This is a genomic window from Actinoplanes sp. CA-142083 (assembly GCF_050942195.1).
In the GTDB taxonomy this organism is placed as follows: Bacteria; Actinomycetota; Actinomycetes; order Mycobacteriales; family Micromonosporaceae; genus Actinoplanes.
This window is the reverse complement of the sequence record NZ_CP192076.1, coordinates 3,658,505-3,680,185: the sequence shown is the minus strand read 5'-3', so window position 1 is coordinate 3,680,185 and position 21,681 is coordinate 3,658,505. Positions and strand designations below refer to the sequence as shown.

Annotated in this window: 19 protein-coding genes; 9 read left to right on the top strand and 10 right to left on the bottom strand. The window is 70.9% G+C overall.

From position 1 onward, the window contains the following. Positions 1 to 77: 77 nt before the first annotated feature. Positions 78 to 1,988 (top strand): rhamnogalacturonan lyase, encoded by a 1,911-nt coding sequence (locus ACQPZX_RS16790; protein WP_433381269.1) that lies wholly within the window; start codon positions 78 to 80, stop codon positions 1,986 to 1,988. 98 nt (positions 1,989 to 2,086) lie between these two features. Next, positions 2,087 to 3,604, top strand: coding sequence for a hypothetical protein (locus ACQPZX_RS16785; protein WP_433381266.1), 1,518 nt, complete (start codon positions 2,087 to 2,089; stop codon positions 3,602 to 3,604). Between the two features lie 8 nt (positions 3,605 to 3,612). On the opposite strand, the gene ACQPZX_RS16780 is transcribed toward ACQPZX_RS16785, so the two are convergent. Further along, a complete protein-coding gene (locus tag ACQPZX_RS16780; RefSeq protein ID WP_433381263.1) occupies positions 3,613 to 4,110 on the bottom strand; it encodes a hypothetical protein in 498 nt (165 codons plus the stop codon). A 52-nt stretch (positions 4,111 to 4,162) separates the two neighbouring features. Here ACQPZX_RS16780 and ACQPZX_RS16775 point away from each other — a divergent pair, with 52 nt between their 5' ends. From ACQPZX_RS16775 to ACQPZX_RS16765, 3 genes are all read left to right on the top strand, one after another. Then, on the top strand, positions 4,163 to 5,143 hold the full coding sequence (locus ACQPZX_RS16775) for a P1 family peptidase (RefSeq protein ID WP_433381260.1): 981 nt from the start codon (positions 4,163 to 4,165) through the stop codon (positions 5,141 to 5,143). Positions 5,144 to 5,222: 79 nt separating this feature from the next. After that, on the top strand, positions 5,223 to 6,344 hold the full coding sequence (locus ACQPZX_RS16770; protein ID WP_433381257.1) for a flavin-containing monooxygenase: 1,122 nt from the start codon (positions 5,223 to 5,225) through the stop codon (positions 6,342 to 6,344). Positions 6,345 to 6,836: 492 nt separating this feature from the next. Beyond that, the gene (locus ACQPZX_RS16765; protein ID WP_433381254.1) at positions 6,837 to 7,829 is read left to right on the top strand and encodes an alpha/beta hydrolase fold domain-containing protein; all 993 of its coding nucleotides are present in this window, start codon (positions 6,837 to 6,839) and stop codon (positions 7,827 to 7,829) included. Here ACQPZX_RS16765 and ACQPZX_RS16760 read toward each other — a convergent pair. Then, positions 7,819 to 8,892: a hypothetical protein gene (locus ACQPZX_RS16760; protein ID WP_433381251.1), complete on the bottom strand. Its 1,074-nt coding sequence runs from the start codon at positions 8,890 to 8,892 to the stop codon at positions 7,819 to 7,821. The two genes, ACQPZX_RS16765 and ACQPZX_RS16760, sit on opposite strands and share 11 nt — an antisense overlap. Beyond that, the gene (locus tag ACQPZX_RS16755; RefSeq protein ID WP_433381248.1) at positions 8,889 to 9,209 is read right to left on the bottom strand and encodes a PadR family transcriptional regulator; all 321 of its coding nucleotides are present in this window, start codon (positions 9,207 to 9,209) and stop codon (positions 8,889 to 8,891) included. Before ACQPZX_RS16755 ends, ACQPZX_RS16760 begins: the two co-directional genes overlap by 4 nt. Positions 9,210 to 9,280: 71 nt before the next feature. On the opposite strand from ACQPZX_RS16755, the gene ACQPZX_RS16750 reads away from it, so the two are divergent. Together ACQPZX_RS16750 and ACQPZX_RS16745 are read left to right on the top strand one after the other, a co-directional pair. After that, positions 9,281 to 10,177, top strand: a complete 897-nt coding sequence (locus ACQPZX_RS16750; protein ID WP_433381245.1) for an SMP-30/gluconolactonase/LRE family protein — start codon at positions 9,281 to 9,283, stop codon at positions 10,175 to 10,177. Between the two features lie 26 nt (positions 10,178 to 10,203). Beyond that, a complete protein-coding gene (locus ACQPZX_RS16745) occupies positions 10,204 to 10,968 on the top strand; it encodes a PIG-L deacetylase family protein (RefSeq protein ID WP_433381242.1) in 765 nt (254 codons plus the stop codon). Here the strand turns inward: ACQPZX_RS16745 and ACQPZX_RS16740 are convergent. Next, complete coding sequence (locus ACQPZX_RS16740; protein WP_433381239.1) at positions 10,965 to 11,897, bottom strand: MBL fold metallo-hydrolase; 933 nt, start codon at positions 11,895 to 11,897, stop codon at positions 10,965 to 10,967. The two genes, ACQPZX_RS16745 and ACQPZX_RS16740, sit on opposite strands and share 4 nt — an antisense overlap. A gap of 78 nt (positions 11,898 to 11,975) precedes the next feature. On the opposite strand from ACQPZX_RS16740, the gene ACQPZX_RS16735 reads away from it, so the two are divergent. After that, positions 11,976 to 13,766: a diguanylate cyclase domain-containing protein gene (locus ACQPZX_RS16735; protein ID WP_433381236.1), complete on the top strand. Its 1,791-nt coding sequence runs from the start codon at positions 11,976 to 11,978 to the stop codon at positions 13,764 to 13,766. A 1,351-nt stretch (positions 13,767 to 15,117) separates the two neighbouring features. Here the strand turns inward: ACQPZX_RS16735 and ACQPZX_RS16730 are convergent. The 5 genes from ACQPZX_RS16730 to ACQPZX_RS16710 all read right to left on the bottom strand — a co-directional run bounded on the left by ACQPZX_RS16730 (position 15,118) and on the right by ACQPZX_RS16710 (position 19,324). After that, a complete protein-coding gene (locus tag ACQPZX_RS16730) occupies positions 15,118 to 17,418 on the bottom strand; it encodes a putative bifunctional diguanylate cyclase/phosphodiesterase (protein ID WP_433385274.1) in 2,301 nt (766 codons plus the stop codon). 153 nt (positions 17,419 to 17,571) lie between these two features. Beyond that, on the bottom strand, positions 17,572 to 17,925 hold the full coding sequence (locus ACQPZX_RS16725) for a hypothetical protein (RefSeq protein ID WP_433381233.1): 354 nt from the start codon (positions 17,923 to 17,925) through the stop codon (positions 17,572 to 17,574). A 49-nt stretch (positions 17,926 to 17,974) separates the two neighbouring features. Further along, complete coding sequence (locus ACQPZX_RS16720) at positions 17,975 to 18,292, bottom strand: winged helix-turn-helix domain-containing protein (protein ID WP_433381230.1); 318 nt, start codon at positions 18,290 to 18,292, stop codon at positions 17,975 to 17,977. Then, positions 18,289 to 18,756 (bottom strand): hypothetical protein, encoded by a 468-nt coding sequence (locus ACQPZX_RS16715; protein ID WP_433381227.1) that lies wholly within the window; start codon positions 18,754 to 18,756, stop codon positions 18,289 to 18,291. The genes ACQPZX_RS16720 and ACQPZX_RS16715 overlap by 4 nt, the downstream gene beginning before the upstream one ends. 43 nt (positions 18,757 to 18,799) lie before the next feature. Beyond that, complete coding sequence (locus tag ACQPZX_RS16710; protein ID WP_433381224.1) at positions 18,800 to 19,324, bottom strand: PadR family transcriptional regulator; 525 nt, start codon at positions 19,322 to 19,324, stop codon at positions 18,800 to 18,802. A gap of 44 nt (positions 19,325 to 19,368) precedes the next feature. Here ACQPZX_RS16710 and ACQPZX_RS16705 point away from each other — a divergent pair, with 44 nt between their 5' ends. Then, positions 19,369 to 20,733 carry an MDR family MFS transporter gene (locus tag ACQPZX_RS16705; RefSeq protein ID WP_433381221.1) on the top strand — a complete coding sequence of 455 codons (1,365 nt, stop codon included), beginning with the start codon at positions 19,369 to 19,371 and terminating at the stop codon, positions 20,731 to 20,733. On the opposite strand, the gene ACQPZX_RS16700 is transcribed toward ACQPZX_RS16705, so the two are convergent. Continuing rightward, positions 20,714 to 21,643 carry a LacI family DNA-binding transcriptional regulator gene (locus ACQPZX_RS16700; protein ID WP_433381218.1) on the bottom strand — a complete coding sequence of 310 codons (930 nt, stop codon included), beginning with the start codon at positions 21,641 to 21,643 and terminating at the stop codon, positions 20,714 to 20,716. The genes ACQPZX_RS16705 and ACQPZX_RS16700 overlap by 20 nt on opposite strands. Between the last annotated feature and the right edge of the window lie 38 nt (positions 21,644 to 21,681).

Below are 21,681 nucleotides of genomic sequence, written 5' to 3'. Positions count from 1 at the left end.
TAGACATTTCTCGATGCGAGGACTACTTTGCCGGGAAAGCGCTTGCCTATCACCCACCGAGTAGGGGAACGCGAGAAATGAAACGTGTCAGCATCCTCGCCGCCGCGGTCGTCCTCGCCGCGGCCGGCTCCACCGCCGTCGCGGTCGGGCCCACCGCCTTCGCGGCCACCACCGACGGCCTCGCCCCCAAAGGCCTCGCCGCCGGGACCACCACCGGCCTCGCCGCCGGGACCACCACCGGTCTCGCCGCCGAGGCCACCACCGGTCTCGCCGCGGGAGCCTCCTCCGCGGGGACCACCGAAAACCTGGACCGCGGCCTGATCAGCATGCGGTCCACCAAGGGCAACTTCCTGTCCTGGCGACTGCTCGCCTCCGATCCGGCGGGCGCCTCGTTCGACGTCTACCGCGACGGCGTACGCGTCACCACGACAACCCGGACGAACTTCACCGACGCCGGCGGGGCCGCCTCCGCCGCCTACCGCGTCGTGCCGTCCGGCGCCTCCACGCTGGCGGCCGCCGCGCCCACCGCCACCCTGGCCGCGAGCTCGATGGACGTCCCCATCCAGATCCCGTCCGGCGGCACCACCCCCGACGGCGTGTCGTACACGTACTCGGCCAACGACGCCTCCGTCGGCGACCTCGACGGCGACGGCGCCTACGAGATCGTGCTCAAGTGGGACCCGTCCAACGCCAAGGACAACTCGCAGTCGGGCTACACGGGCAACGTGTTCGTCGACGCGTACAAGCTCAACGGCACCCGTCTTTGGCGCATCGACCTGGGCCGCAACATCCGGGCGGGCGCCCACTACACCCAGTTCCAGGTGTTCGACTACGACGGCGACGGCAAGGCCGAGGTCGCCATGAAGACCGCCGACGGCACCAAGGACGGCACCGGCGTGGTCATCGGCAGCTCGTCCGCCGACTACCGGAACTCCTCCGGCTATGTGCTTTCCGGCCCCGAGTTCCTGACGGTCTTCAACGGCCAGACGGGCAAGGCGATGTCGACCGTCAACTACCTGGTGGCGCGCGGCACCGTTTCGGCCTGGGGTGACTCGTACGGGAATCGGGTCGATCGTTTCCTGGCCGGCACGGCCTATATCAACGGCTCCTACCCCAGCCTGATCACCGCCCGCGGCTACTACACGCGCAGCACGATCAGCGCCTGGGACTTCCGCAACGGCACGCTGACCCGCAAGTGGACCTTCGACAGCAACTCGTCCACCAACGGCTCCAAGTGGACCGGCCAGGGCAACCACCAGCTGTCCATCGCCGACGTCGACAGCGACGGCCGCGACGAGATCATCTACGGCTCGATGGCGATCGACGACAACGGCGCCGGCCTGTGGGTCAACGGCCAGGGCCACGGCGACGCCATGCACGTCGGCAACCTGATCCCGTCGCGCTCCGGCCTGGAGGAGTTCCACGTCGACGAGAACACCGGCAGCCTCGCCGCGTGGATGGCCGACGCCCGCACCGGCGCCATAATCTGGTCGAACCCGTCCTGCGGCTGCGACAACGGCCGCGGCGTCTCCGACGACATCTACGCCGGCAGCCCCGGCGCCGAGTCCTGGTCGTCGGCGGTCTCCGGCCTCTACAGCAGCACCGGCCAGAACATCGGCCGCAAGCCGTCGAGCGCCAACTTCGTCATCTGGTGGGACGGCGACGCCCAGCGCGAGCTGCTGGACGGCACCCACATCGACAAGTACGGCACGAGCGCGGACACCCGCCTGCTCACCGCGAGCGGCGTCCACTCCAACAACGGCACGAAGTCCACCCCGAGCCTGCAGGCCGACATCCTCGGCGACTGGCGCGAGGAGGTCATCTGGCCCACGACCGACAACACCAAGCTGCGCATCTTCAGCACGACGGACGCCACGAGCATCTCCCACGTGTCGCTGATGCAGGACCGGATGTACCGCGAGGCGGTGGCCTGGCAGAACACCGCTTACAACCAGCCCCCGCACCCGTCCTTCGCAATGAGCAACTGACGCCTATCGCACACCGGCGGGGCAGGGACGACCAATCCCTGCCCCGCGCGCGGGGTGGCATCGGCCTATGCTCGCCAACGGCTGAGCGGAGGAACCCGATGCCCGAAAGCCCAGAAGAAGATTCACGCTCGTCCACCTGGGAAGAGGAACATCGGGCGGAGAACGAAGCGGACGCACGGCATGTGGAACGCAATCGCCGGTTCCGCGAGCGGTTCAACGGCGGAACCCCGAGCGACGCTGTCGTTGCCGAGCTCACGCGTGGCGATCGCGGAAGCAATATCGGAAATATCCTGCTGGACGATTCGACCTTCCGGCACGCCTTACTGTTCGCCGGCTGCGAGGAATCCAACTCGTTCGACCGCGTCGAGCTGACCGAGAATCGAGAACTGGCCTTTCACGCGATCACCTCTTTGGTCGAGGCGCTCGTTCTTCACGACCGAGTGGTGATCGGAGCGGACCTCGAATTGGCGACCGTGCCCGTCGGCGGGATGTTCGGCCTGGGGATCGACGTCTTCCGGTCGCTTCCACCGACAACCGAGAACGCACGCTTCTGGCTCCTTAGCGCCGCCCGGAGGATGTCCTTCGAAGCGGTGACGGAGATTCCGGAGCTGGCAGAGATCATGACCACCAGCATCGGTGAGGAAGTCACGACCGCCGGGATCGCTGCGAATCTGGAACGGATCACTGTGCGCGGATCGGAACAATCCATTCACAAGATCCTTCATTTGATCGAGAACGACAGCTTCTACCTTGACGGCATGGCCGGCCGACTCGAAGACGATCTGGATTGGCACACGCTGGGCCTCCGCGGCGCCGACGTCGTTGAAGAGGCCGACAACGCCATCAATCTCAATCTGGGCAGGTTTCACAGTGTGCCGCGCGACGGTGTGGGCGAGTTCTTCGCAGCGCACGCGCTTCTCCGGGCCATCTACTACCTGCTGATCGCCGACTATCGAGGACTTTCCTACCATGGCGACCACGTCCGCGCGGGCACCGTTCGTGCATTACTCGCCGGTGAGCGGCGGCGGTCCTTCGCCGAGACCATCGTCCGGGAAATCGAGGCCACCGAGGCCCGGCGCGACGAGGCGGTGAACGCAGCGCTCCGATTCGAAGCGTTCCCTGTGGCCCTGCCGCTGGTTGCCAACGCCATCCTGCAGCGCGCACGAAGCCGCCGCGAATGCATTGCCATCGCGTTGGAGGTGCGAGCGAGCCGGCAAGCGATCCAGTTCCGGCAATACTGCAAGGTTGTCGACAGGGCGATACTCGACGGCGATCGCCGGCGGATCGAACGGTCGATCGCCGAGCTGCAACGGTACGGTGTCCGGCTGTCGGATTCCATCGGCGTGGGTCCGGCCGGTAGTGAGCAGGCCGCGGTCAAGGAACTGGTTACCTACGCCTCGCCTCTGGCAGGCGCCATGTTGTCCGTGTTCCGCGCTCCGCTGCAAGAGGTGGTCAACCGAGTTCGTGATCGGAAGTTCGCCCTCCTCACAGAGCTCCGGGCATCGCAGCGAGGCGCGGTGGCGCGTCGCCGGTTCGACGACCTCTGGGCGTCGCTTCCTCCGTCGCCGCCCGGATGGCCACGTGGGCGAGACTTCCGGAAACGCCGGGGATGGTAGGAAGCAGGTCAGTGGGGCCGCCTCGCTCCGCCGTAGAGATGCACGCGGTCGTCGACGTCGAAGTCCGGCCCGCCGGGCTCGTTGCCGACCCGGATCACCCAGTCCTCGTAGAACCAGCTCGGGTCGCATTGGCATTGAGTGACCCTGAACCGGAAGTTCGCCCGGTAGCGCCCCACCTGCCCCGGCGCCAGCGTGAACAGGCGGCCCTTGCCGCGATCGCGGGGGTAGGCCGCCTGGCTGGGCAGACGTTCCACGATCACGGCGGAGTCCTCGATCGTGAGCCACAGGCCGATCTCGCGGGCCGCCTCGACCCCACCGCCGAGCGTCCTGTCCTGCCGCCGATAACCAACCGCTTCATCGAACAGCACATCGTGTACGGCCACGTCGCCCACCGGGAGCGCGGCCGGAAGGACCACCGAGCGATTCAGGCCACGGCGAAGGTTGGCGTGCTGAACGCCGCGTGACGCCGCGCCCCACCGCACCCGTACGCGCTGAATGGTGATCACGTTGCCACGATGACGTGTCGGCGGACCGTTCGCCAGCTCTTATCCTGATCCGATGCAGGCGCCGCGACGCGCCAGGGAGCTCGGCACAGTCGTGGGCTCGATGGCGACCGGGCCGCTCAATGCCATCAGCGACGTCGAAGGCGTCCGGGTCGGGCACACCACGCTTGTCGAGGGCGACAGCATCCGGACCGGCGTCACGGCCGTCGTGCCCGACCGGCTGGCCCTGGCGGCCGGCCTGTTCGTCGGCAACGGGTACGGCAAGATGGTGGGGTCGACGCAGCTGGCCGAGCTGGGCGAGATCGAGACGCCGGTGCTGCTGACCGCCACGCTCTCCACGTTCCGGGTGGCCGACGCGGTCATCACCTACATGCTCGGCCGGCCGGGCCGCGAATCGGTGCGGTCGCTCAATCCCGTGGTGGCCGAGACCAACGACGGCTTTCTCTCCGACATCCGCGCCCGGCCGATAACCGCCGAGCACGTGTTCGCCGCGCTCGACGGCGCCACGGACGGCCTCCCCGCCGAAGGGGCCGTCGGCGCGGGCACCGGCACCGTCGCGCTCGGTTTCAAGGGCGGCATCGGCACGGCGTCCCGGCTGGCGCCGACCTCGCACGGCCCGGTGACGGTCGGGGCGCTGGTCCAGTCGAACTTCTCCGGGGTGCTCCGGGTGCTCGGCACGCCCGTACCGTCGCAGGCCCCGCACCCGGACGGAAACTCCTGCGTCATCGTCGTCGCCACCGACGGGCGCTTCGACGCACGGCAGCTGGGGCGGCTGGCCCGCCGCGCCGTGTTCGCGATGGGCCGGGTGGGCGCCGACTTCGCCGGCGGCAGCGGCGACTACGCGATCGCCTTCACCACCGCCCCGCGCGACCAGCCCGCGGCGCCCGAGTCCGACCTCGAACCCGCCTTCGCCGCCGTGCTGGAGGCCGTCGAGGAGGCCCTGCTGAATTCCCTGTTCATGGCAACAACGACGACCGGCTTCGCCGGCCACATCCGTTACGCGGTGCCACACGCCCGCCTCACGCCAAGCGCCTGAGCCGCGTGGCGGTCCGGCAACGGCGGATAGCAGCCACCCGGCGTAGCCAACGAACGGATCGTCGCGCACACTTCTGCGCATGGCGGATGTGATGGTGCTCGGGGCCGGCGCGGCGGGTCTCGCGGCGGCGGCTCAGCTGAAGGCTCGCGGCGTGGACTGCGTGGTCCTGGAGCGTGGCCCGGGGGTGGCCGCCAGCTGGCGGGGCCGCTACGACCGGTTGCGCCTGCACACCATCCGCAGCCTGTCCGGCCTGCCCGGTTTCCCGATCCCGCGCCAGTACGGCCGGTGGGTGCGGCGCGACGACCTGGTGCGCTACCTCGAGGCGTACGCGGAACGCTTCAAAATCGACGTGCGCACGGGCACCACCGTGGCGGCGATCAAGCCGGGCGGCGATCGCTGGTCGCTGCGGCTCGAGGACGGCTCCGAGCAGTCGGCGCGGACCCTGGTCGTCGCGACCGGTTATCTCCACACGCCCGAGCTGCCGCAGTGGCCCGGCCGCGAGGACTGGACCGGAAAGCTGATCCACTCGGCGGAGTACCGCAACGCCAAGCCCTTCCGCGGCCAGAACGTCCTCGTCGTCGGCCCCGGCAACAGCGGCGCCGAGATCGCCACCGACCTGGCCGAGGGCGGCGCCGCGTCGGTGAGCCTCGCGATCCGCACCCCGCCGCACATCGTGCGCCGCGAGACGGCCGGCTGGCCCGCCCAGATGAACGGCCTCCTGCTGGGCCGCCTGCCGGAGCGCGTCTTCAACCCGATGGCCGCCATGATGGCCCGGGTCGAGATGCCGGACCTGCGGCCGTACGGGATCGACCGCCCCTCGGAGGGCCTGAAGACCCGCCTGCGCACCAAGCGTTACGTGCCGCTGCAGGACGTGGGCATCGTCCGCGACGTCGTGGCCGGGCGGGTGCGGCCGGTCGCGGCCGTGCAGAGTTTCACCGAGACATCAGTACGGCTGGCGGACGGCACCAGCTTGGAGCCGGATGCCGTCGTCGCCGCCACCGGCTACGGTACCGGCCTGCGCGACCTGTTCGACGACACGTCGCTGTTCGACGAGACCGGCGTGCCGCTGGTGCACGGCGGCGAGCCGGCCCGCCCCGGCCTGTTCTTCATGGGTTACGACGTGACCCTGGGCGGGATGCTCCGCCAGCTGGCGATCGAGTCCCGCCTCGTCGCCCGCGCCGTGCAGCGATCCCGCTCCTGAGGCGGCGCCACCCCTGCCGGACCAGGTCGGCGGCGGCGACGGCGGCCACCGCGTAGCCGGCCAGCCGCAGCCACAGATTGTGGTTCTGGGCGGCAAAGTCCGTACCGACCACGATGTAACAGAGATCGGCCCACCACGGAAAGAGGCGCCGCGCGGCCCTCACCTGCTTGAACGGGTCCCGGCCGATCGCCGTACGGAAGGCCGCCCCCAGCTGGACGCGGCTGAACTCGCCACGCCGCACCACCTCGGCGACCTCCGGCAGCACCGCGGCGACGGACGTCATCTCGCCGGCGGTCAGGGTGGCCACCAGCGGGCGCGGCGGGCCGGATCGCAACGTAAGGGTCACCCTCCCCGCCGCGTCGCGCGGCGAGATGGCCCACACGTCCTCCATGTGTCCGCCCATGAGGAGAAACCGGCTGTGACAAACGGTCATTCTGCCGGATGGCCGCGAGTTGCGCCGACCCGTCATGATCGGTCAAAGGGGGACAGGTCATGGCGCGATACAAAATATATTTCGGCCTGATAGCCGTCCTCGCCCTCCTTGCCGCCGCCGATCCCGCGCCCGCGCGCTCCGGCGGCGGATTCACCACCTACACCGACATCTCGTACGCGTCCGCGCAGCCCACCTGGTCCCGCGGCCATCTGCTCGACCTCTACATCCCGGACCGTTCCCGCGGCTCGGCGCGCCCGCTGCTGATCGTCATGGGCGGCAGCGGCTGGTATGGGGACGACGGCAAGGCGTACGCGAAAGATCTTGCGCCCTTCTTCACCGCCGCCGGTTTCGTCGTCGCCGGCGTCTCCACGCGCTCGAGCCGTCAGGCTCGCTTCCCCGCGGAGCTCTACGACGTGAAGGCGGCGATCCGCTGGCTGCGCGCCCACTCCGCCGCGTTCGGGATCGACCGCCGCCGCTTCGCCGTGATGGGTGACTCGTCCGGCGGCTGGACCGCCGCCATGGCCGGCCTGACCGGAAACGATCGCGCGCTGGAGGGTCGCGTCGGCGTCACCGGGTACCCCAGCGACGTCCAGGCGGTGATCGACCTCTATGCCCCCATCGACTTCCTGCAGATGGACGCGCACATGATCCCGGGCGCGTGCACGTCGTTCAACAGGTCTTTCGGTCTCACGTCCTGCCACGCCGACCCGCGTTCCCCGGAATCGGCGCTCCTCGGCTGCCCCATCGTCACCTGTCCGGCCAAAGTGCGAAAGGCCAATCCCATCTCGTACGTCTCGAGCACCGCACCGCCGTTTTTGATCGCCCACGGCGACCAGGACCAGCTGGTGCCGGTCCAGCAGAGCGAGCTGCTCTTCGACGCGCTGTCGGCGGCCGGCGTGCCCGCGACGCTCTACGTGACCCCGGGCGTCGGGCACAGCAAGGGCATCGTGTCGCCCTCGCACCCGCCGGCCGCGGTCTCGCCCGGCCACACCACCGGCCGCCCCACGCTGGAGACGATCGAGGTCTTCCTGCACCGCGCGCTCAGGCTCTGATCTCGCGGCCCTCCCCCGCCGGCCGCGCTGCCGCGACCGCGATGACGATGGCGAGCAGCCCGACGACGGTGCAGAAAAGGGTCACCCGGCCGTCGTCCGGGCCGTCGACGATGTACGGGTACGGCGAGCCGTGGGCATAGACCAGCACCTGATAGGCGTCGCGGTAGAGCTCATAGACGGGTACGGCCAGCGCGGCGAGCCCAGCCGCGGAAAGCACCGTCGCCAGCCACCGCCGGGGTCGCCCGGTGCCGCGCAGGCGATACGCGGCGGCCGCCGCCAGCAGCCACCCCGCGAGGACGCCGACCACCGCGCCGGCGACGGTCAGCGGCCGTACGGCGACGGCCTCCAGCGGCCACACCTCGGTGGCCCACATCGCCTGCCCGGTCAGGCCGAGCTCGGCGCCGCCGACGATGACGGAGCCGTCGCCCTGAAGCTTCAGATCCCCCTTGGTCGCCGTGTAGTCGAGGAACTTGGTCGGAATGGGCAGCAGCGCGTCGAACCTGGCCTTGGCGCTCAGATCGGTCTCGGGGCTCAGATCGGTGTCGGCGCCGGGATCGGGGTTGGCGAGGATCGCGCCGTCGGTCTCGCGGAACGACGTGATGCGCCAGCCGTCGGCCAGCAGCGCGGCCCGGGCGCGCTCGGCCGAGTAGTCGCTGGTGCCGTCGGCCCGCACCAGCGCGCCCGGCCCCTTCATCGCCGACGGCTCCCGATAGACGGCGGCCGGCGCCGGCATCCCGGTCATCGCCGCGTTGAGCGCGCGCAGCTCGCCGTCGGACGGGACGGCGACGGCCGTCTGCCAGCCCAGCCAGGTGCCCGCCGCGGCGCCGAACGCGCCCAGCGCCACCGCCGCGAGCAGGGCCGCCAACCAGGCGAGCGGCCGCCGGGCGGGCAGCCGGAACCGTTGCCGCAGCCCGCAGAGCACCAGGTGCGCGCTCAGCCCCAGGCCCGGCCGGCGACCCGACTCGGCCATGTCGAGCAGGGTGGTGACCATCTCGTCGCCGTGGCGGCTCCGATAGGCCCGCGGGTATGCCCAGAGCAGCCGGCGGTAGTGGCGCTCGCTCACCGCGCACCCCCGAAGGAGATGCGCAGCCGGGTCGCCGCCGCGTCCGCGTTGCGCCGCAGCCGCCGCACCTGCTGGGTGAGCGCCGCCGCGCCGGAGTCGGTGAGCCGGTAATACCGCCGCAAGCGCCCGCCGACCGCTTCCTCCCGCTCGACCTCGACCAGGCCCTGCTCGGTGAGCCGGTCGAGCGCGCCGTAGAGCGTGCCGGGCCGCAGCACCACCTCGCCCTGCGACAGCTGCTCGACGGCCCGGATCACGCCGTAACCATGGGCGGGCTCGGCCGCGAGGGCGGTGAGGATCAAGAACGTGGGTTCCTGCATGACCGAGGACACTATCTTCGGCGGTATATAACGTCAACCGTAGTATGCGCCGGGCCCCTAGGATCTCCGCTGTGGAGAAGGTCAGGGCACGGTTCGAGGTTCTCGACGAGCGCTTCGCGCGGGTCGGCGGCGACGAGTGGATGGAGCGCGTCTTCGCGGACGGGCGCTGGACGGAAGGCCCCGCCTACGTGCCGGCCGGGCGCTATCTGGTCTTCAGCGACATCCCCAACGACCGCGTGCTGCGCTGGGACGAGACGACCGGCGCGGTCGGCGCCCTGCGCGAGCCGGCCGACTACGCCAACGGCCGCACGCTGGACCGGCTCGGCCGGCTGGTCAACTGCGAGCAGGGCACCCGCCGGGTGACCCGGGTCGAGCACGACGGGTCGCTCACCGTGCTGGCCGATCAGTACCAGGGCAAGCGATTCAACAGCCCCAACGACGTGGTCGAGCACTCGGACGGCGGCATCTGGTTCACCGACCCCAGCTACGGCATCGACAGCGACTACGAGGGCCACCGCGCGGACCCCGAGCTCGACGGCTGCCACGTCTACCGGATCGCCCCGGACGGCGAGGTCCACCGCGTCGCCGACGACTTCGACCGGCCGAACGGGCTGGCCTTCAGCGCCGACGAGGGCACGCTCTACATCGGTGACTCGCGGCGCAAGCACATCCGCCGGTTCACCGTCACCGACGGCCGGGCACTCTCCGGCGGCGAGATCTTCGCCTCCTGCGACGCCGGCACCTTCGACGGCCTGCGCCTGGACACCGAGGGCCGCATCTGGGCCGCCGCCCACGACGGGCTGCACTGCTTCGCCCCGGACGGCACCCTGCTGGGCAAGCTGCACGTCCCCGAGATCGCCTCGAACCTGGTCTTCGGCGGCGCCCGGCGCAACCACCTCTTCATCACGGCCACGACGTCGGTCTACGCCCTCAAGGTGAACGTCAACGGCGCGACGTACCCCCGCTGAGGGCCGGCGGCGAGCAAGATGGGCGGATGACTGGTGACGCTCCCACCGTGCCCAACCCGCTGCAGCCCGTCGACGAGAGCTGGCAGCGCGGCCTCGCCATCGTCGCCCATCCGGACGACCTCGAGTTCGGCGGCGCGGCCGCCATCGCCCGCTGGACAAGACAGGGCAAGCAGATCACGTACGTGTTGCTGACCAGTGGCGAGGCCGGCATCGACGGGATGGACCCCGACGAGGCGAAGGAGACCCGCGAAGCGGAGCAACGCGCGTCAGCCCAGATCGTGGGTGTCGACGAAGTTGTGTTTCTGGGGCTGCCGGACGGCGTACTCGAATATGGGGTTGATCTTAGAAGGGCTCTTACCCGGGTGATCCGGAAGTACCAGCCCGAAATCGTCATCACCAACAACTTCCGGGACAGCTGGGACGAGGACGGCAACGCCCTCAACATGTCCGACCACATCGTGACCGGCCGGGCCGTGCTCGACGCCGCGCGGGACGCCGGGAACCGCTGGATCTTCCGCGAGCAGATCGAGGAGGAGGGCCTGGAGAAGTGGGGCGGCGTCCGCGAGGTGTGGGCGGGCGGCTCACCCCGGTCGAAGCACGCGGTCGACACCACCGACACCTTCGACCTCGGGGTGCAGTCGCTCGAGGCGCACGCCGCCTACCTGCGCGGGCTCGGCAGCGGTGACTTCGACGCCGAGGAGTTCCTGGAGGGCTTCTCGCGGCAGACCGGCACCCGGCTGGGCACCAAATACGCGACCGGCGTCGAGGTCTTCAAGCTGATGCTCTTCTAGACCGAGGTGGACATGGGGCCGCCCAGCCAGGCGGTCGCGTCGGTGAAGGCCGCGATCAGGTCGATGTCGCTGCCGGCGTGGTCGGCGTACGCGCGGTGCAGGTTGAGCACCAGCCGCTCGGCGTCGGCCCAGCCGGCGAACTCGCCCAGCTCGGCCTGGTTGGCGGCCTCCAGCGGCGACAGGCTGCGGGCGATGCCGTCCTCGGCGATCGCGAGGACCAGGCGGTAGTAGCGGCGGTGCTCGTCGAGGACGTGCTCGATGCCGGCACCGGAGAGCACGGGGCCGTGGCCGGGCACCAGCGTCGCCGGGCCCAGGCCGGCCAGCCAGTCGATCGCGGCGAGCGCGCCGGTCACCGAGCCCATGAAGACCAGCGGCGTGAGTCCCGAGAAGACCAGGTCGCCGGCGTAGAGCAGCCGCTCGGCGGGCAGCCAGGCGATCAGGTCACCGGTGGTGTGGGCGGGGCCGCCCGGGTGCATCAGCTCGACCCGGCGGCCGCCGACGTGCAGGGTCAGTCCGGTGGAGGTGGTGACGTCGGGCAGGCGGCGCGTCACCGGGCCCCAGTCGGGCACCGGCTGCCAGAACGGCGGGCAGCCGTCTATGACGGGGTCGACCCGCAGGCCTTCCCGCATGCGCTCATGGCCGATGATCACCGTCTCGACAGGCAACAGGCTGTTCCCGTACGTGTGATCGCCGTGTTGATGGGTGTTGACCGTCATCTTGATCGGGGCGCCGCCGGTAGCCGCCCGCGCCGCATCGAGGAAACGCGTCGTGCGCTCGGCTGTCGCGCACGTGTCGACGAGCAGCACGCCGTCGTCGCCCGCGATCACGCCGGCGTTGTTGATCCACCACGTCCCGTCGGGCTGCACCCAGGCAAACGTCCCGGGCCCCAGTTGCTGAAGCTGCGCGTCGTCCGGCGCCGAGGAGGTCATCCGCCGAGGCTACCGACCGCTACGCAGCCGCGATCACCCTGCACCCGTCCCGCAACCGGGCCACCATGTACTGACCGGATGCGGCATATCCGGGGCTTGCCCGCCGATCCGGTCCTTCGCGCGCTGGCGGTGGCCGGCGTGCTGATGGTGCCGTGGTTCCTTCTCGGGCCGGGCGGCGCGCTCTCCAGCTGGCTGGTCCAGGCCGGCATCGACGTCTTCACCGTCACGCTGGCCGCGCGCCTGTACCGCATGCCCGGGATCGGCCGGCACGCCCGCCATTTCTGGGGCGCGGTCACCGTCGCCATGGGCTGCAGCACCGTCGCCGACACGTACCAGACGATCCTGGTGGCGACCGGGCGCCCGGCCGGCGACGTCAGCCCCGTGCAGACCGCCTTCGTCGTCGGCGGCATGGTCATCGTGGTGATCACCATGCTGTTCCATCCGCTCGGCGGCGCGGGCCGGCAGCGCCTGCGGCTGTGGCTCGACGCGGCAACGGTACTCACCGCCGTGGCCGCGTTCCTCTGGTACTTCCTGGTCGCGGGCCAGGTCGCCGACCGTCTGCCCGCGGCCGCCACCGCCGCCGTGATGCTGCTGGTGACGTTCGGCCTGATCAAGCTGATCTTCAGCGACTCCGCCCCGTTCCACCGCACCGCCGGCTTCGTGGGCACCCTCGGAGTGACCGGCACGGCGATCGGCGCGCCCATTGCCGCCCTGCTCACCGGCCATGCCGAGTCCCGTTTGATCTACCTGTTCCAGCTGATCCCCTGCCTGCTGGTGCCGGTGAGCCTGCGCATGCAGGAGGTCCTGAACCGCCGCCACGCCGGGCGCCGGGTCACGCCCGCCGGTCAGGGTTTCTCCCGGCTTCCGTACGCGGCGGTGGCCGGCACCCAGGTGCTGCTGGTGGCGGCGCTGGCCACCTTCGATCCCGACATGCGCATCTGGGGCGTGGCGGCGGGCGTGCTGGTCAGCACGGCGCTGGTGCTGGCCCGGCAGCAGGCCGCGTTCCACGACAACGAGCGCCTGGTCACCGAGATCAGCGCGAGCCGCGAGTGGTTCAGCGCGCTGGTCCAGCAGGCGTCCGACCTCACGGTGGTCGTCAACGAGGACGACACCATCCAGTACGTGAGCCCGGCGGCCGAACGTGTCCTGGGCGCCCAGGCCGGCGCCGTGGCGGCGACAGCCCTGGCCACCCGGGTGCACCCCGACGACCGCCCGATCCTGGACGCCCTGACGGAAAGCCTGACCGACGGCACCGCCGAGGCCGACCTGCGCGTGACCCACGAGGACGGCACCCACCGCTGGCTGCACGTCATCGCCACGGACCTGCGAGGCAACCCGAGCGTCCGAGGCGTCGTCTGGAACGGCCGCGACATCACCGACGCGAGACACTTGCAGGACGAGCTACGCCACCAGGCAACCCACGACGCCCTGACGGGCTTGGCCAACCGCGTGCTGCTCCAGGAGCGAGTACGCGAGACCCCGCCCGACCGCCAGATCTGCATGCTCCTGATCGACTTGGACGGCTTCAAACAGGTCAACGACTCCCACGGCCACCACGCAGGCGACGAGGTCCTGGTAACGGTGGCCCGCCGCGTAACGGCCCTGCTGGGCAGAGCAGGCACAGTAGCCCGCCTGGGCGGCGACGAGTTCGCGGTGCTACTGCCAGCAGCCGACCCAACGAGAGCCCAGATGCTGGCAGACCTGATAGCCGCCGCGGTAGCAGAGCCCATCCAACTCAACGACACGGCCGTAACGGTAGGCGCAAGCGTAGGCGTAGCCTGCGGCACTCCTGCCGACGCCGACCGCCTGCTACGAGACGCAGACGAGGCCATGTACCGAGCCAAACAGTCCCGCCGAGCCCCAGCCTGACCCCGACCGCTTCCGCGACCCTAAAACAATTCTTTCGCGACACCCGCCCCAGAATTTGAAGTCTTGGCGCGCCCTCGCATAAAATGCTGTCACCGATCGCGATTGAATGCGCACCGGCCCAACAAAAATACGACCGAAATCCTCGCCGACACCTCCCGAAACCGCTCGATTAGCGCGACCCACCCGACAACCGAATGCTGCCGGCGATACAGCGAATCCCGCCCCGCCGCAGATCCCCGAGGCCCGCGCGCCCCCGCACGTCCCACGAGGCCTCGGCAGCCGGCACGCGCGTCGGCGCGGGAGACAACGAGGGCGTGAGCACGGCGCCGGCTGTGAGGACGTGAGCGCACGCGGCGAGGCGCGCGGACGACATCGGCGACGCGGGCGCAAGGGCGGACGCATGAGCGGCGATGCGCGCGCGTCAGCGCAGGCGGTGACACGGATGCGGGCGGCGACGCGGGCGTGAGCGCGGACATGAGCGGCGACGCGGACAGCTGCCGGGCGCGGGCGGCAGCCAGGTGGCGACGCGAGCGTCAACGGCGGCGCGGACGGTGCCAGCGGCGCGGACGGCAGCTTGGGTGGCGGCCCGGACGGTGCCAGCGGCGCGGACCGCAGCTTAGGTGGCGGCCCGGACGGTGCCAGCGGCGCGGACCGCAGCTCAGGTGGCGGCCCGGACGGTGCCAGCGGCGCGGACCGCAGCTTAGGTGGCGGCCCGGACGGTGCCAGCGGCGCGGACCGCAGCGCTGGTGTAAGCGCAGGTTGCGAGGCGCGCATCAGCGGCGGCGTGGACGGTCGCGGTCGCCTAGGCGCCGCGGGCGTGACCGCCGCTGCGGGAGCGAGCGCGGGTTGCAGCGCGGATGTGGGCTGCGACGCGGGCGTCGGCTGCAGCGCAGGTGCGAGCTCCAGCGCGGGGGTCGGCTGCAAGGCGGGCGCGGGCCGCAGCGTGGGCGTCGGCTGCAGCGCGGGTGCGGGCTGCGGGGCCGGCGTGGGGGTTTGGGGCAGCGACGGCGGTTGAGCTTGTGGTTGAGCTCGGTGGGCGGGAACCGTCGTGGGCGGCGCCGGCCGTGGATTGGCGGGGCCGTGTAGGTCGCGTAGCTTTCGCGCGTGGCGCTGGGTCAGGCCCCAAGCGCGATGCCGCTCGTGCATGCGCCGGAATGCCTCTGCCTGGGGTGAATAGCGGCGCGAGCGAGTGCGGTCACGCATTTCTGCCAATTGGGACTTGGTGAAGAACTCCAGCTGCCGCATACCGAAATTATTCCACCCCGGGAAATGCCGCGGTAAGCCCGAACAGGCGTTCGATCATGCCAATCTCGAACCGGGGGCGCTGTTGAAATCTTGATGACTTTTGAGGCTAGGCGACTTGGTGTGTCTTCTGCAGCATCGCGTCGATTTCGGCGGCGGGGAGGGGGCGGGCGAAAAGGAAGCCCTGCGCGTGGCGGTAGCCCAGCTCGTACAGGCGTTGCGCCTGCTCGGGGGTCTCTACGCCCTCGGCTACGGTGCGCAAGCCCATCGTTTCGGCTATGCCGGTCAGGGCGGTGACGATTGCTTCCTGCTGTGGGGTGCCGCCCAGGCCGTCCACGAAGGACTTGTCGACCTTGATGGCGTCTACAGGGCAGGTGCGTAGTAGGCCCAGCGACGAGTGGCCGGTGCCGAAGTCGTCCAGGGCGATGCTGACGCCCAAGTCCGACAGAGCGGTCACGGTGGCCAGGGCTCGGCCGCCGCCGAAGACCGCGGTCTCGGTGATCTCGATGGTCAGCTGGTGGGCGGGGACGCCGTGGCGGGCCAGGGAGGCGGCTACCAGGTCGGGCAGGCCGGGGTCGAGCAGCTGGCGCGCCGAGACGTTGACGGCGACCGAGTGCAGCGCATCCGGGCCATGGGTGAGCCGCCAGGCTGCGGCCTGGGCACAGACGGTGTCGATGATCCAGGCGCCTAGCTCGACGATCAGGCCGGTGTCCTCGGCTACGGGGATGAAGTCGGCGGGAGAGACTACTGTGCCGTCGGGGCGGGTCCAGCGGATCAGCGACTCCACGCCGGTCGGATGGCCGTGGGGGAGCTCGACGATCGGCTGGTAGAGCATGTGGAACTCGCCTGCGGTCAGGGCCCGCCGCAGGTCGGCGGCGATCGTTGCCTGGCGGCTGAGCTGGCGCTCGAGCGAGGCGTCGTAGCGGACCAACCGGCCGCCGGACGCCATGGCGGCGCGCAGGGCCAGCTCGGCCCGGCGGTACAGGTCAGCGGAGTGCACCTCGGCGGCGGCAGGACCGGCCGCGGCGGGACCGGCGGAGGCAGGAGCGGCGGAGGCAGGACCGGCGAAGGCAGGACCGGCGAAGGCAGGACCGATGGAGGCAGGACCGGCGGAGGCGACGCCGACGAAGACGTCGACGAGGACCTCGTGGCCGGCGGCCTGCAGCGGCTCGCTCGCGGCCTCCAGAAGGCGGTCGGCGAAATCGCGGGAGGAGTCGGGGTCCGCGAACAGCAGCACCCCGAACTCGTCGCCGCCCAGCCGGGCAACCAGCGCCCGGTCGTCGAAAGCGCCGGCGAGCCCGGCAAGGCGCGCCCCGTAAGCGATCAGAAGCGCGTCGCCGGCGTCGGGGCCGAGGCCGTCGTTGAGGGCGCGGAACTCCTTGAGGTCGATCAGCACGACGGTGCGTGCCCCGGGGACGGCGGCGGCGAAGTGGCGGCGGTTGGCCAGGCCGGTGAGGTCGTCGTGCATGGCCTGGTTCGCGACCGTGTCGAGGAGGGTGGCGTTCTCGGCGAGCGCCACCGCCTGCCGGGCCACCACTACGAGCAGCAGCAGCGTGGTGCCGCCGACCTGGACGAGGCTCAGGTGGCCGGTCCGCAGCAGGACGGTGGCCAGCAGAACGCTGGTCAGGCCGGTGGCGACCAGCGGAATGGCGGTGCCGCGCCGAGGCGTCGAGGGACGGGACAAAGCAGATGAAGCGAATGAAACGGATGAAGAAGAGCGCGCCGCCAGCACCCCGCACAACCCCACGAACGGAAGCACAGCCGCGCTCCCGTTCAGGTGCGGCCACGGGCTCAGCAGCGACATCAGGATCGTCGAGAGCGGCCCGCACAGCCCGACCGGCGCCAGCCACCACAGGGCGGCGCGCGGCACGGGACTCTGGCTGGCCGCCATGATCTTGACGACGACCACCACGCCGGCGACGGCGATCGCCATCATGGCGATGTTCAGCCACCACGCGGACGCGGTGACGCCGAACCGGTCGATGAACCAGCCGACGTACTGCGACGAGGCGATCCCCGCCGTCACCGCCACGACCGCCACATCGAGCACGGCCGTGGTCAGCTGTCGCCAGCTGCGGCCCCCGCCGGGCAGCCGCAACAGCGCCGAGATCGCCAGGATGGTGCCGATGACGTACAGCAGCAGGGTGCGCGCCCCGATCGGCGGCATCCCGGAGTAGTCGGTGGTGCCGACGTCGATGGTCTGGCTCACCGCCGCGACCGCCACGGCGCCCATGCCGTACGACAGGCGCCGCCAGAACGTGCGCAACGCACCCTCGGTGAGCGCGGCCGCACGGCGGAAAGCGACGACCGCGAGCGCGGGACCGCCGACGGCCGGGAGCCACACCACCAGCTTCGGGAAGCCGGCGCGCATGCCCAGCACGATCAGCAGGACGTCCGCGAGGGCCAGCATCAGGGCGCCGCGCGCGAACCAGCGGTTGTGCACCTCGCCCCCTCATCCCGCCCGGAAGAGCAGTTGTCCGCCAAGCAATAGCGGTTGTCTGCCAGGCAAGATCGGCAGGGAGAGGCCCGAGTTGACTGTGATCTGCGCCTAGTGAAGACGCACCTAGTGGCGGAAGGAGAAGCCCGCACCACGGAGCTTCGCCGAGCTCACCGCCACCGTCGGCGTGGCGATCTCGCCCCGGTAGGTCAGCGGCGGCCACCCGTGCGACGCGCAGATCGCGGCGAACGCCTCGCCGTTGGTCGGCGGGACCGCCGCGTCGGGCACCGCGTTGTAGGCGCCGGTCAGCTCCCGGCTCACCACGAAGTCGAGCGCCGCCGCCGCGTCCCGGTAGTCGATTCGATACAGCAGCGCATGCTCGGCGAAGGGAACGCTGCCGTTGAGCACCTCGTGCGCCATCTCGACCCGGCTCGGGTAGTCGATGTCGCGCGGATGCCCGTACACGTCGGGAATGCGCACGACCGCTCCTCGCGCCGTGGCCAGGACCGCCACGCCGTTTCCCGAGGGGCTACAACGAGTCGGGCACCACGGTCAGCCCCGCGCGGGCCACGATCTCCTGCAGCGCCGCGACGTGCGCCTCGAACGCGCGGCGGCCGGCCGGCGTCAGCCGCACCGCGGTGCGCGCCCGGCGCCCCACGAAGCTCTTGTGGATCTCGACGTAGCCCGCTTCCTCGAGGGTCGTGAGCTGCTTCGACAGCGCCGAGTCGGACAGGCCGGCGGCGTCGCGCAGGTACTGGAAGCCCGCCCACTCGGTCGCCGCCAGCAAGCTCACCAGCGACAGCCGGGTCGGCGCGTGGATGAGCTCGTCGAAGCCGGGTGCGGTCACCGCGACCCCGCCAGCGGGCGCGACATCATGAGCCGCCGCAGGAACCCCATGAGCATCGGGCCGCCGACCGCCAGCCCGATGGCGACCGGGATGCTCGCGAGGGTCGCCGGGAACGGCACGCCCGCGGCCTCGAGCGTCATCCCGATCCCGAGCCCCGCGCCGACCATCAGGGCACTGAACCCGAAGATCGCCATAAACCCCCGAACACCCAGCAGGGCCGCCCGGACCTGCACCCGCGCCCGCCGCACGACCAGCACGATCAAGATCGAGAGACCCATCGCGTACGAGACGGAGCCCAGCGCGACCAGCCACGGCCGCTCGCTCTCCACCGCCGCCACGAAGGGCACCATCAGAAGGCCGATCGCCGGCCAGAACCACGTCGGGACGGAGCTGGCGTCGATGGCCTGGGACCGGCGCACCCGCACCTCGGCGAGGGCGAGCTCGGCATCGATCGGATCAAGCATGACTCTCCCCTTTCCTGCCAGGAAAGTCTAAACCGATAGGAAACTACTTTCCAAGCCCTTCCAGGTGATCGGCTGTCTCCGAGGCCCAGTCCCGGATCGCCGTCATCTGCCGAATGCCCAGGTCCAGGGCATACCAGCCATTCCGCCCCGGCTTCGTCGGCGGGCTGTGCCGCTCGCGCTCCGCCTCCAGCTCCGCCACCTGGGCCGCATAGAGGGCCGCCTCCTGGCGGAGCAGCGGCACCGCCTCCCCGGGCGGCAGCAGGGGCAGCAGGAACATCCGCAGCCCCGACTCGCTGCGCACCCGCTGGCGCGCCTCGGTGGTGCGCAGCCACGAGTCCAGGGCGGACCGGCCGGCGTCGGTGATCGTGTAGACCTTCCGCCCCCGCGCGCCGTCGTCGGTGACGGTGGCGAGCTCGTCGACCTCCAGCTTGTTGAGCTCCGGATAGATCTGGCTGTGCCGCGCCGCCCAGACGTGACTGAGCGAGCCCTCGAATTGTTTGGCCAGGTCGTAGCCGCTGGACGGCCCACCGGCGGCCAGCATGCCGAGCAACGCGATCCGCAGAGACATGCTCCATACTTTACAGGTCATTTTTGACCTGTCAGTATCGACCTATGCCTCTTCTCCTGGCCGTCGTGGGCGGCATGCTCCTGGCCCTGCTCGACCAGACGATCGTCAGCACCGCCCTCCCCCGCATCACGACCGAGCTGGGCGGCACCGGCGGCTACGGCTGGGTGGTCACCGCGTACCTGCTGAGCATCACCGCGAGCGGCCCCCTCTACGGCCGCCTCTCCGACCGGTACGGCCGCCGCCCCCTCCTGCTCATCGGCATCACCGTCTTCCTGACCGGCTCGGTCCTCTGCGCCACCGCCTTCTCGATGCCGTCGCTGATCGCCTTCCGGGCGGTGCAGGGCCTCGGCGCCGGCGCTTTGATGCCGCTCTGCCTGGCGCTGGCCGCCGAGACGTTCCCGCCCGGCCGCCAGGGCGCCGTCCAGGGCATGCTCGGCGGCGTCATGGGCCTGAGCTACGTGGGCGGGCCGCTCGCCGGCGGCTACCTGACCGATCACGCCGGCTGGCGCTGGGTCTTCCTGATCAACCTGCCGATCGGGATCGTGATCCTCTTCCTGATCGCCACCCGCCTGCCCCGCGTCGCCGCGCCCGCCGCCCGGATCCGCCCCGACTACCTCGGCATCGCGTTGTTCACCGGCGCGGTCTCGGCGCTGCTGCTGGGCCTCTCCGAGACGGCGCTGCTGTTGCCCCTGGCAGCGGTCTTGTTCGTGGCATTTGTTCACGTGGAGCGCCGCGCCGCCGAGCCGTTGCTGCCGCTGCACCTGTTCCGGGTACGCGGCTACACCACGGCCGCCCTGGGCGCCTTCGGCGCGGCGTTCGGCCTCTACAGCGCGATCATCTTCCTGCCGCGCTACTTCCAGACCGCCCGCGGCGTCTCCGCCACCGACTCCGGCCTGCACATCTATCCCCTGCTGCTGGGGATGGTCGCCGGCAGCGTCGTGACCGGCTACCTGATCGGCCGCACCCACCGTCACCGCCCGTGGCTGCTGGCCGGGGCACTGTTCCTTGCCTGCGGAGCGCTGCTGGCCACGCGCTTGTCGGACACCACGTTGCCGGCGGGAATGCTCCTGATGGGCCTGGGCATCGGCCCGAGCATGTCCGGCCTGACCGTGGCGATCCAGAACGCCGTTCCGCCCACCCACCTGGGCACCGCGACAAGCACGCTGGGCCTGTTCCGCCAGGTGGGCGGCGCCCTGACCCTGAGCCTGGCCGACCTGATCCACCGGTCGGCGGGCGCGGGCCAGTCGGCCGGCACCGCTGCGATCCTGCGCCGGCTCCCGCCAACCGGGGCGGTGATCCTGCTGCTGGCCGCCGCCGCGATGCCCGCGCTGCGTACCCCGGCCACGACGGACGCCGACCCGGAACTCAGCGGCGCACTCCCGCCAGTCGTCAGGCAGAGTCGCGGGTAATGACCTCGCCGTGGGTGGGGTCCAAGCCTGTCGTGGTGAGGCCCAGAGCCGTGCGGGCAGCTCGCCGGCCGTGGGCCTCGGCGTCGATGTGGATCGTGGTCAGCGCGGGGGTGGCGAGCGCGCCGTACTCGGTGTCGTCGAAGCCGATCACGGCCAGGTCGGCCGGGGCTGACAAACCCAGATCCTGCAGGGCGGTCAGCGTGCGCAGGGCCGTGTCGTCGTCGTAGCCGGCTATCGCGGTCACCGCGGGGTGGTCGGCGCGGAAGGCCGCCAGCGCATCGGCGCCCGCCGGCCGGGGGCGCGGCATGACGAATGAGACCAGCGGCGGAATCCCTGCTGCCAAAGCGGCCTGGTCGGCGAAGCGCAAGCGGACCTCGCCCAGCGGCGGATCCACCGGGGTGGCCAGGGCGATGCGGGTGTGGCCGCGGGAAGCCAGGTAGCGGATCTGCATGGCGGCGTGTGCGGCCAGGCCGTCGTGCCAGCCGCCGCCGACGTCCTCGAGCTCGTGGCCGGTGCGGTAGATCTCGCCGAAGCGCAGGACCGCGCGGGGGCGGATCGCGTCGAGGATCTGCCTGGTCGCCGAATCGGTGGGCGGGCCGTGGCGCACCAGCAGGACGTGGTCGTGGGCCGCCAGCTCCTGGTCGAGGCCGTGGATGTAGCTGCGCGAATAGTTTCCCTCGAGGTTGCTCTCGATGTGCAGCACCACGATGCGCGACGCGCCCTCGCGCAGCGCCTTGGCCAGGCCGTGCGGTTTGTAGCCCAAGTTTCGCGCGGTGCGCAGCACCCGCTCGCGGGTGGCCGGCGAGATCGTCTGGTTGGGCGTGTCGTTGAGAACGAAGCTGACCGTCGCCCGGGAGACGCCACTGGCCGCGGCCACGTCCTTGAGCGTCGCGCGCGGGGTCTCGGTCATGGCTGCACGTTACCGGGGGTTGTCAGATCCCGAAACAT

Bases quoted from the DNA above. Each gene is read 5' to 3' on its own strand.
- ACQPZX_RS16785 (WP_433381266.1), top strand. From the start codon at position 2,087: ATGCCCGAAAGCCCAGAAGAAGATTCACGCTCGTCCACCTGGGAAGAG.
- ACQPZX_RS16710 (WP_433381224.1), bottom strand. From the start codon at position 19,324: ATGTCTCTGCGGATCGCGTTGCTCGGCATGCTGGCCGCCGGTGGGCCG.
- ACQPZX_RS16730 (WP_433385274.1), bottom strand. From the start codon at position 17,418: ATGCTGGCCCTCGCGGACGTCCTGCTGATCGTGCTGGGCATGCGCGCC.
- ACQPZX_RS16765 (WP_433381254.1), top strand. From the start codon at position 6,837: ATGGCGCGATACAAAATATATTTCGGCCTGATAGCCGTCCTCGCCCTC.
- ACQPZX_RS16770 (WP_433381257.1), top strand. From the start codon at position 5,223: ATGGCGGATGTGATGGTGCTCGGGGCCGGCGCGGCGGGTCTCGCGGCG.
- ACQPZX_RS16735 (WP_433381236.1), top strand. From the start codon at position 11,976: ATGCGGCATATCCGGGGCTTGCCCGCCGATCCGGTCCTTCGCGCGCTG.
- ACQPZX_RS16755 (WP_433381248.1), bottom strand. From the start codon at position 9,209: ATGCAGGAACCCACGTTCTTGATCCTCACCGCCCTCGCGGCCGAGCCC.
- ACQPZX_RS16790 (WP_433381269.1), top strand. From the start codon at position 78: ATGAAACGTGTCAGCATCCTCGCCGCCGCGGTCGTCCTCGCCGCGGCC.
- ACQPZX_RS16775 (WP_433381260.1), top strand. From the start codon at position 4,163: ATGCAGGCGCCGCGACGCGCCAGGGAGCTCGGCACAGTCGTGGGCTCG.
- ACQPZX_RS16705 (WP_433381221.1), top strand. From the start codon at position 19,369: ATGCCTCTTCTCCTGGCCGTCGTGGGCGGCATGCTCCTGGCCCTGCTC.
- ACQPZX_RS16715 (WP_433381227.1), bottom strand. From the start codon at position 18,756: ATGCTTGATCCGATCGATGCCGAGCTCGCCCTCGCCGAGGTGCGGGTG.
- ACQPZX_RS16740 (WP_433381239.1), bottom strand. From the start codon at position 11,897: ATGACCTCCTCGGCGCCGGACGACGCGCAGCTTCAGCAACTGGGGCCC.
- ACQPZX_RS16745 (WP_433381242.1), top strand. From the start codon at position 10,204: ATGACTGGTGACGCTCCCACCGTGCCCAACCCGCTGCAGCCCGTCGAC.
- ACQPZX_RS16700 (WP_433381218.1), bottom strand. From the start codon at position 21,643: ATGACCGAGACCCCGCGCGCGACGCTCAAGGACGTGGCCGCGGCCAGT.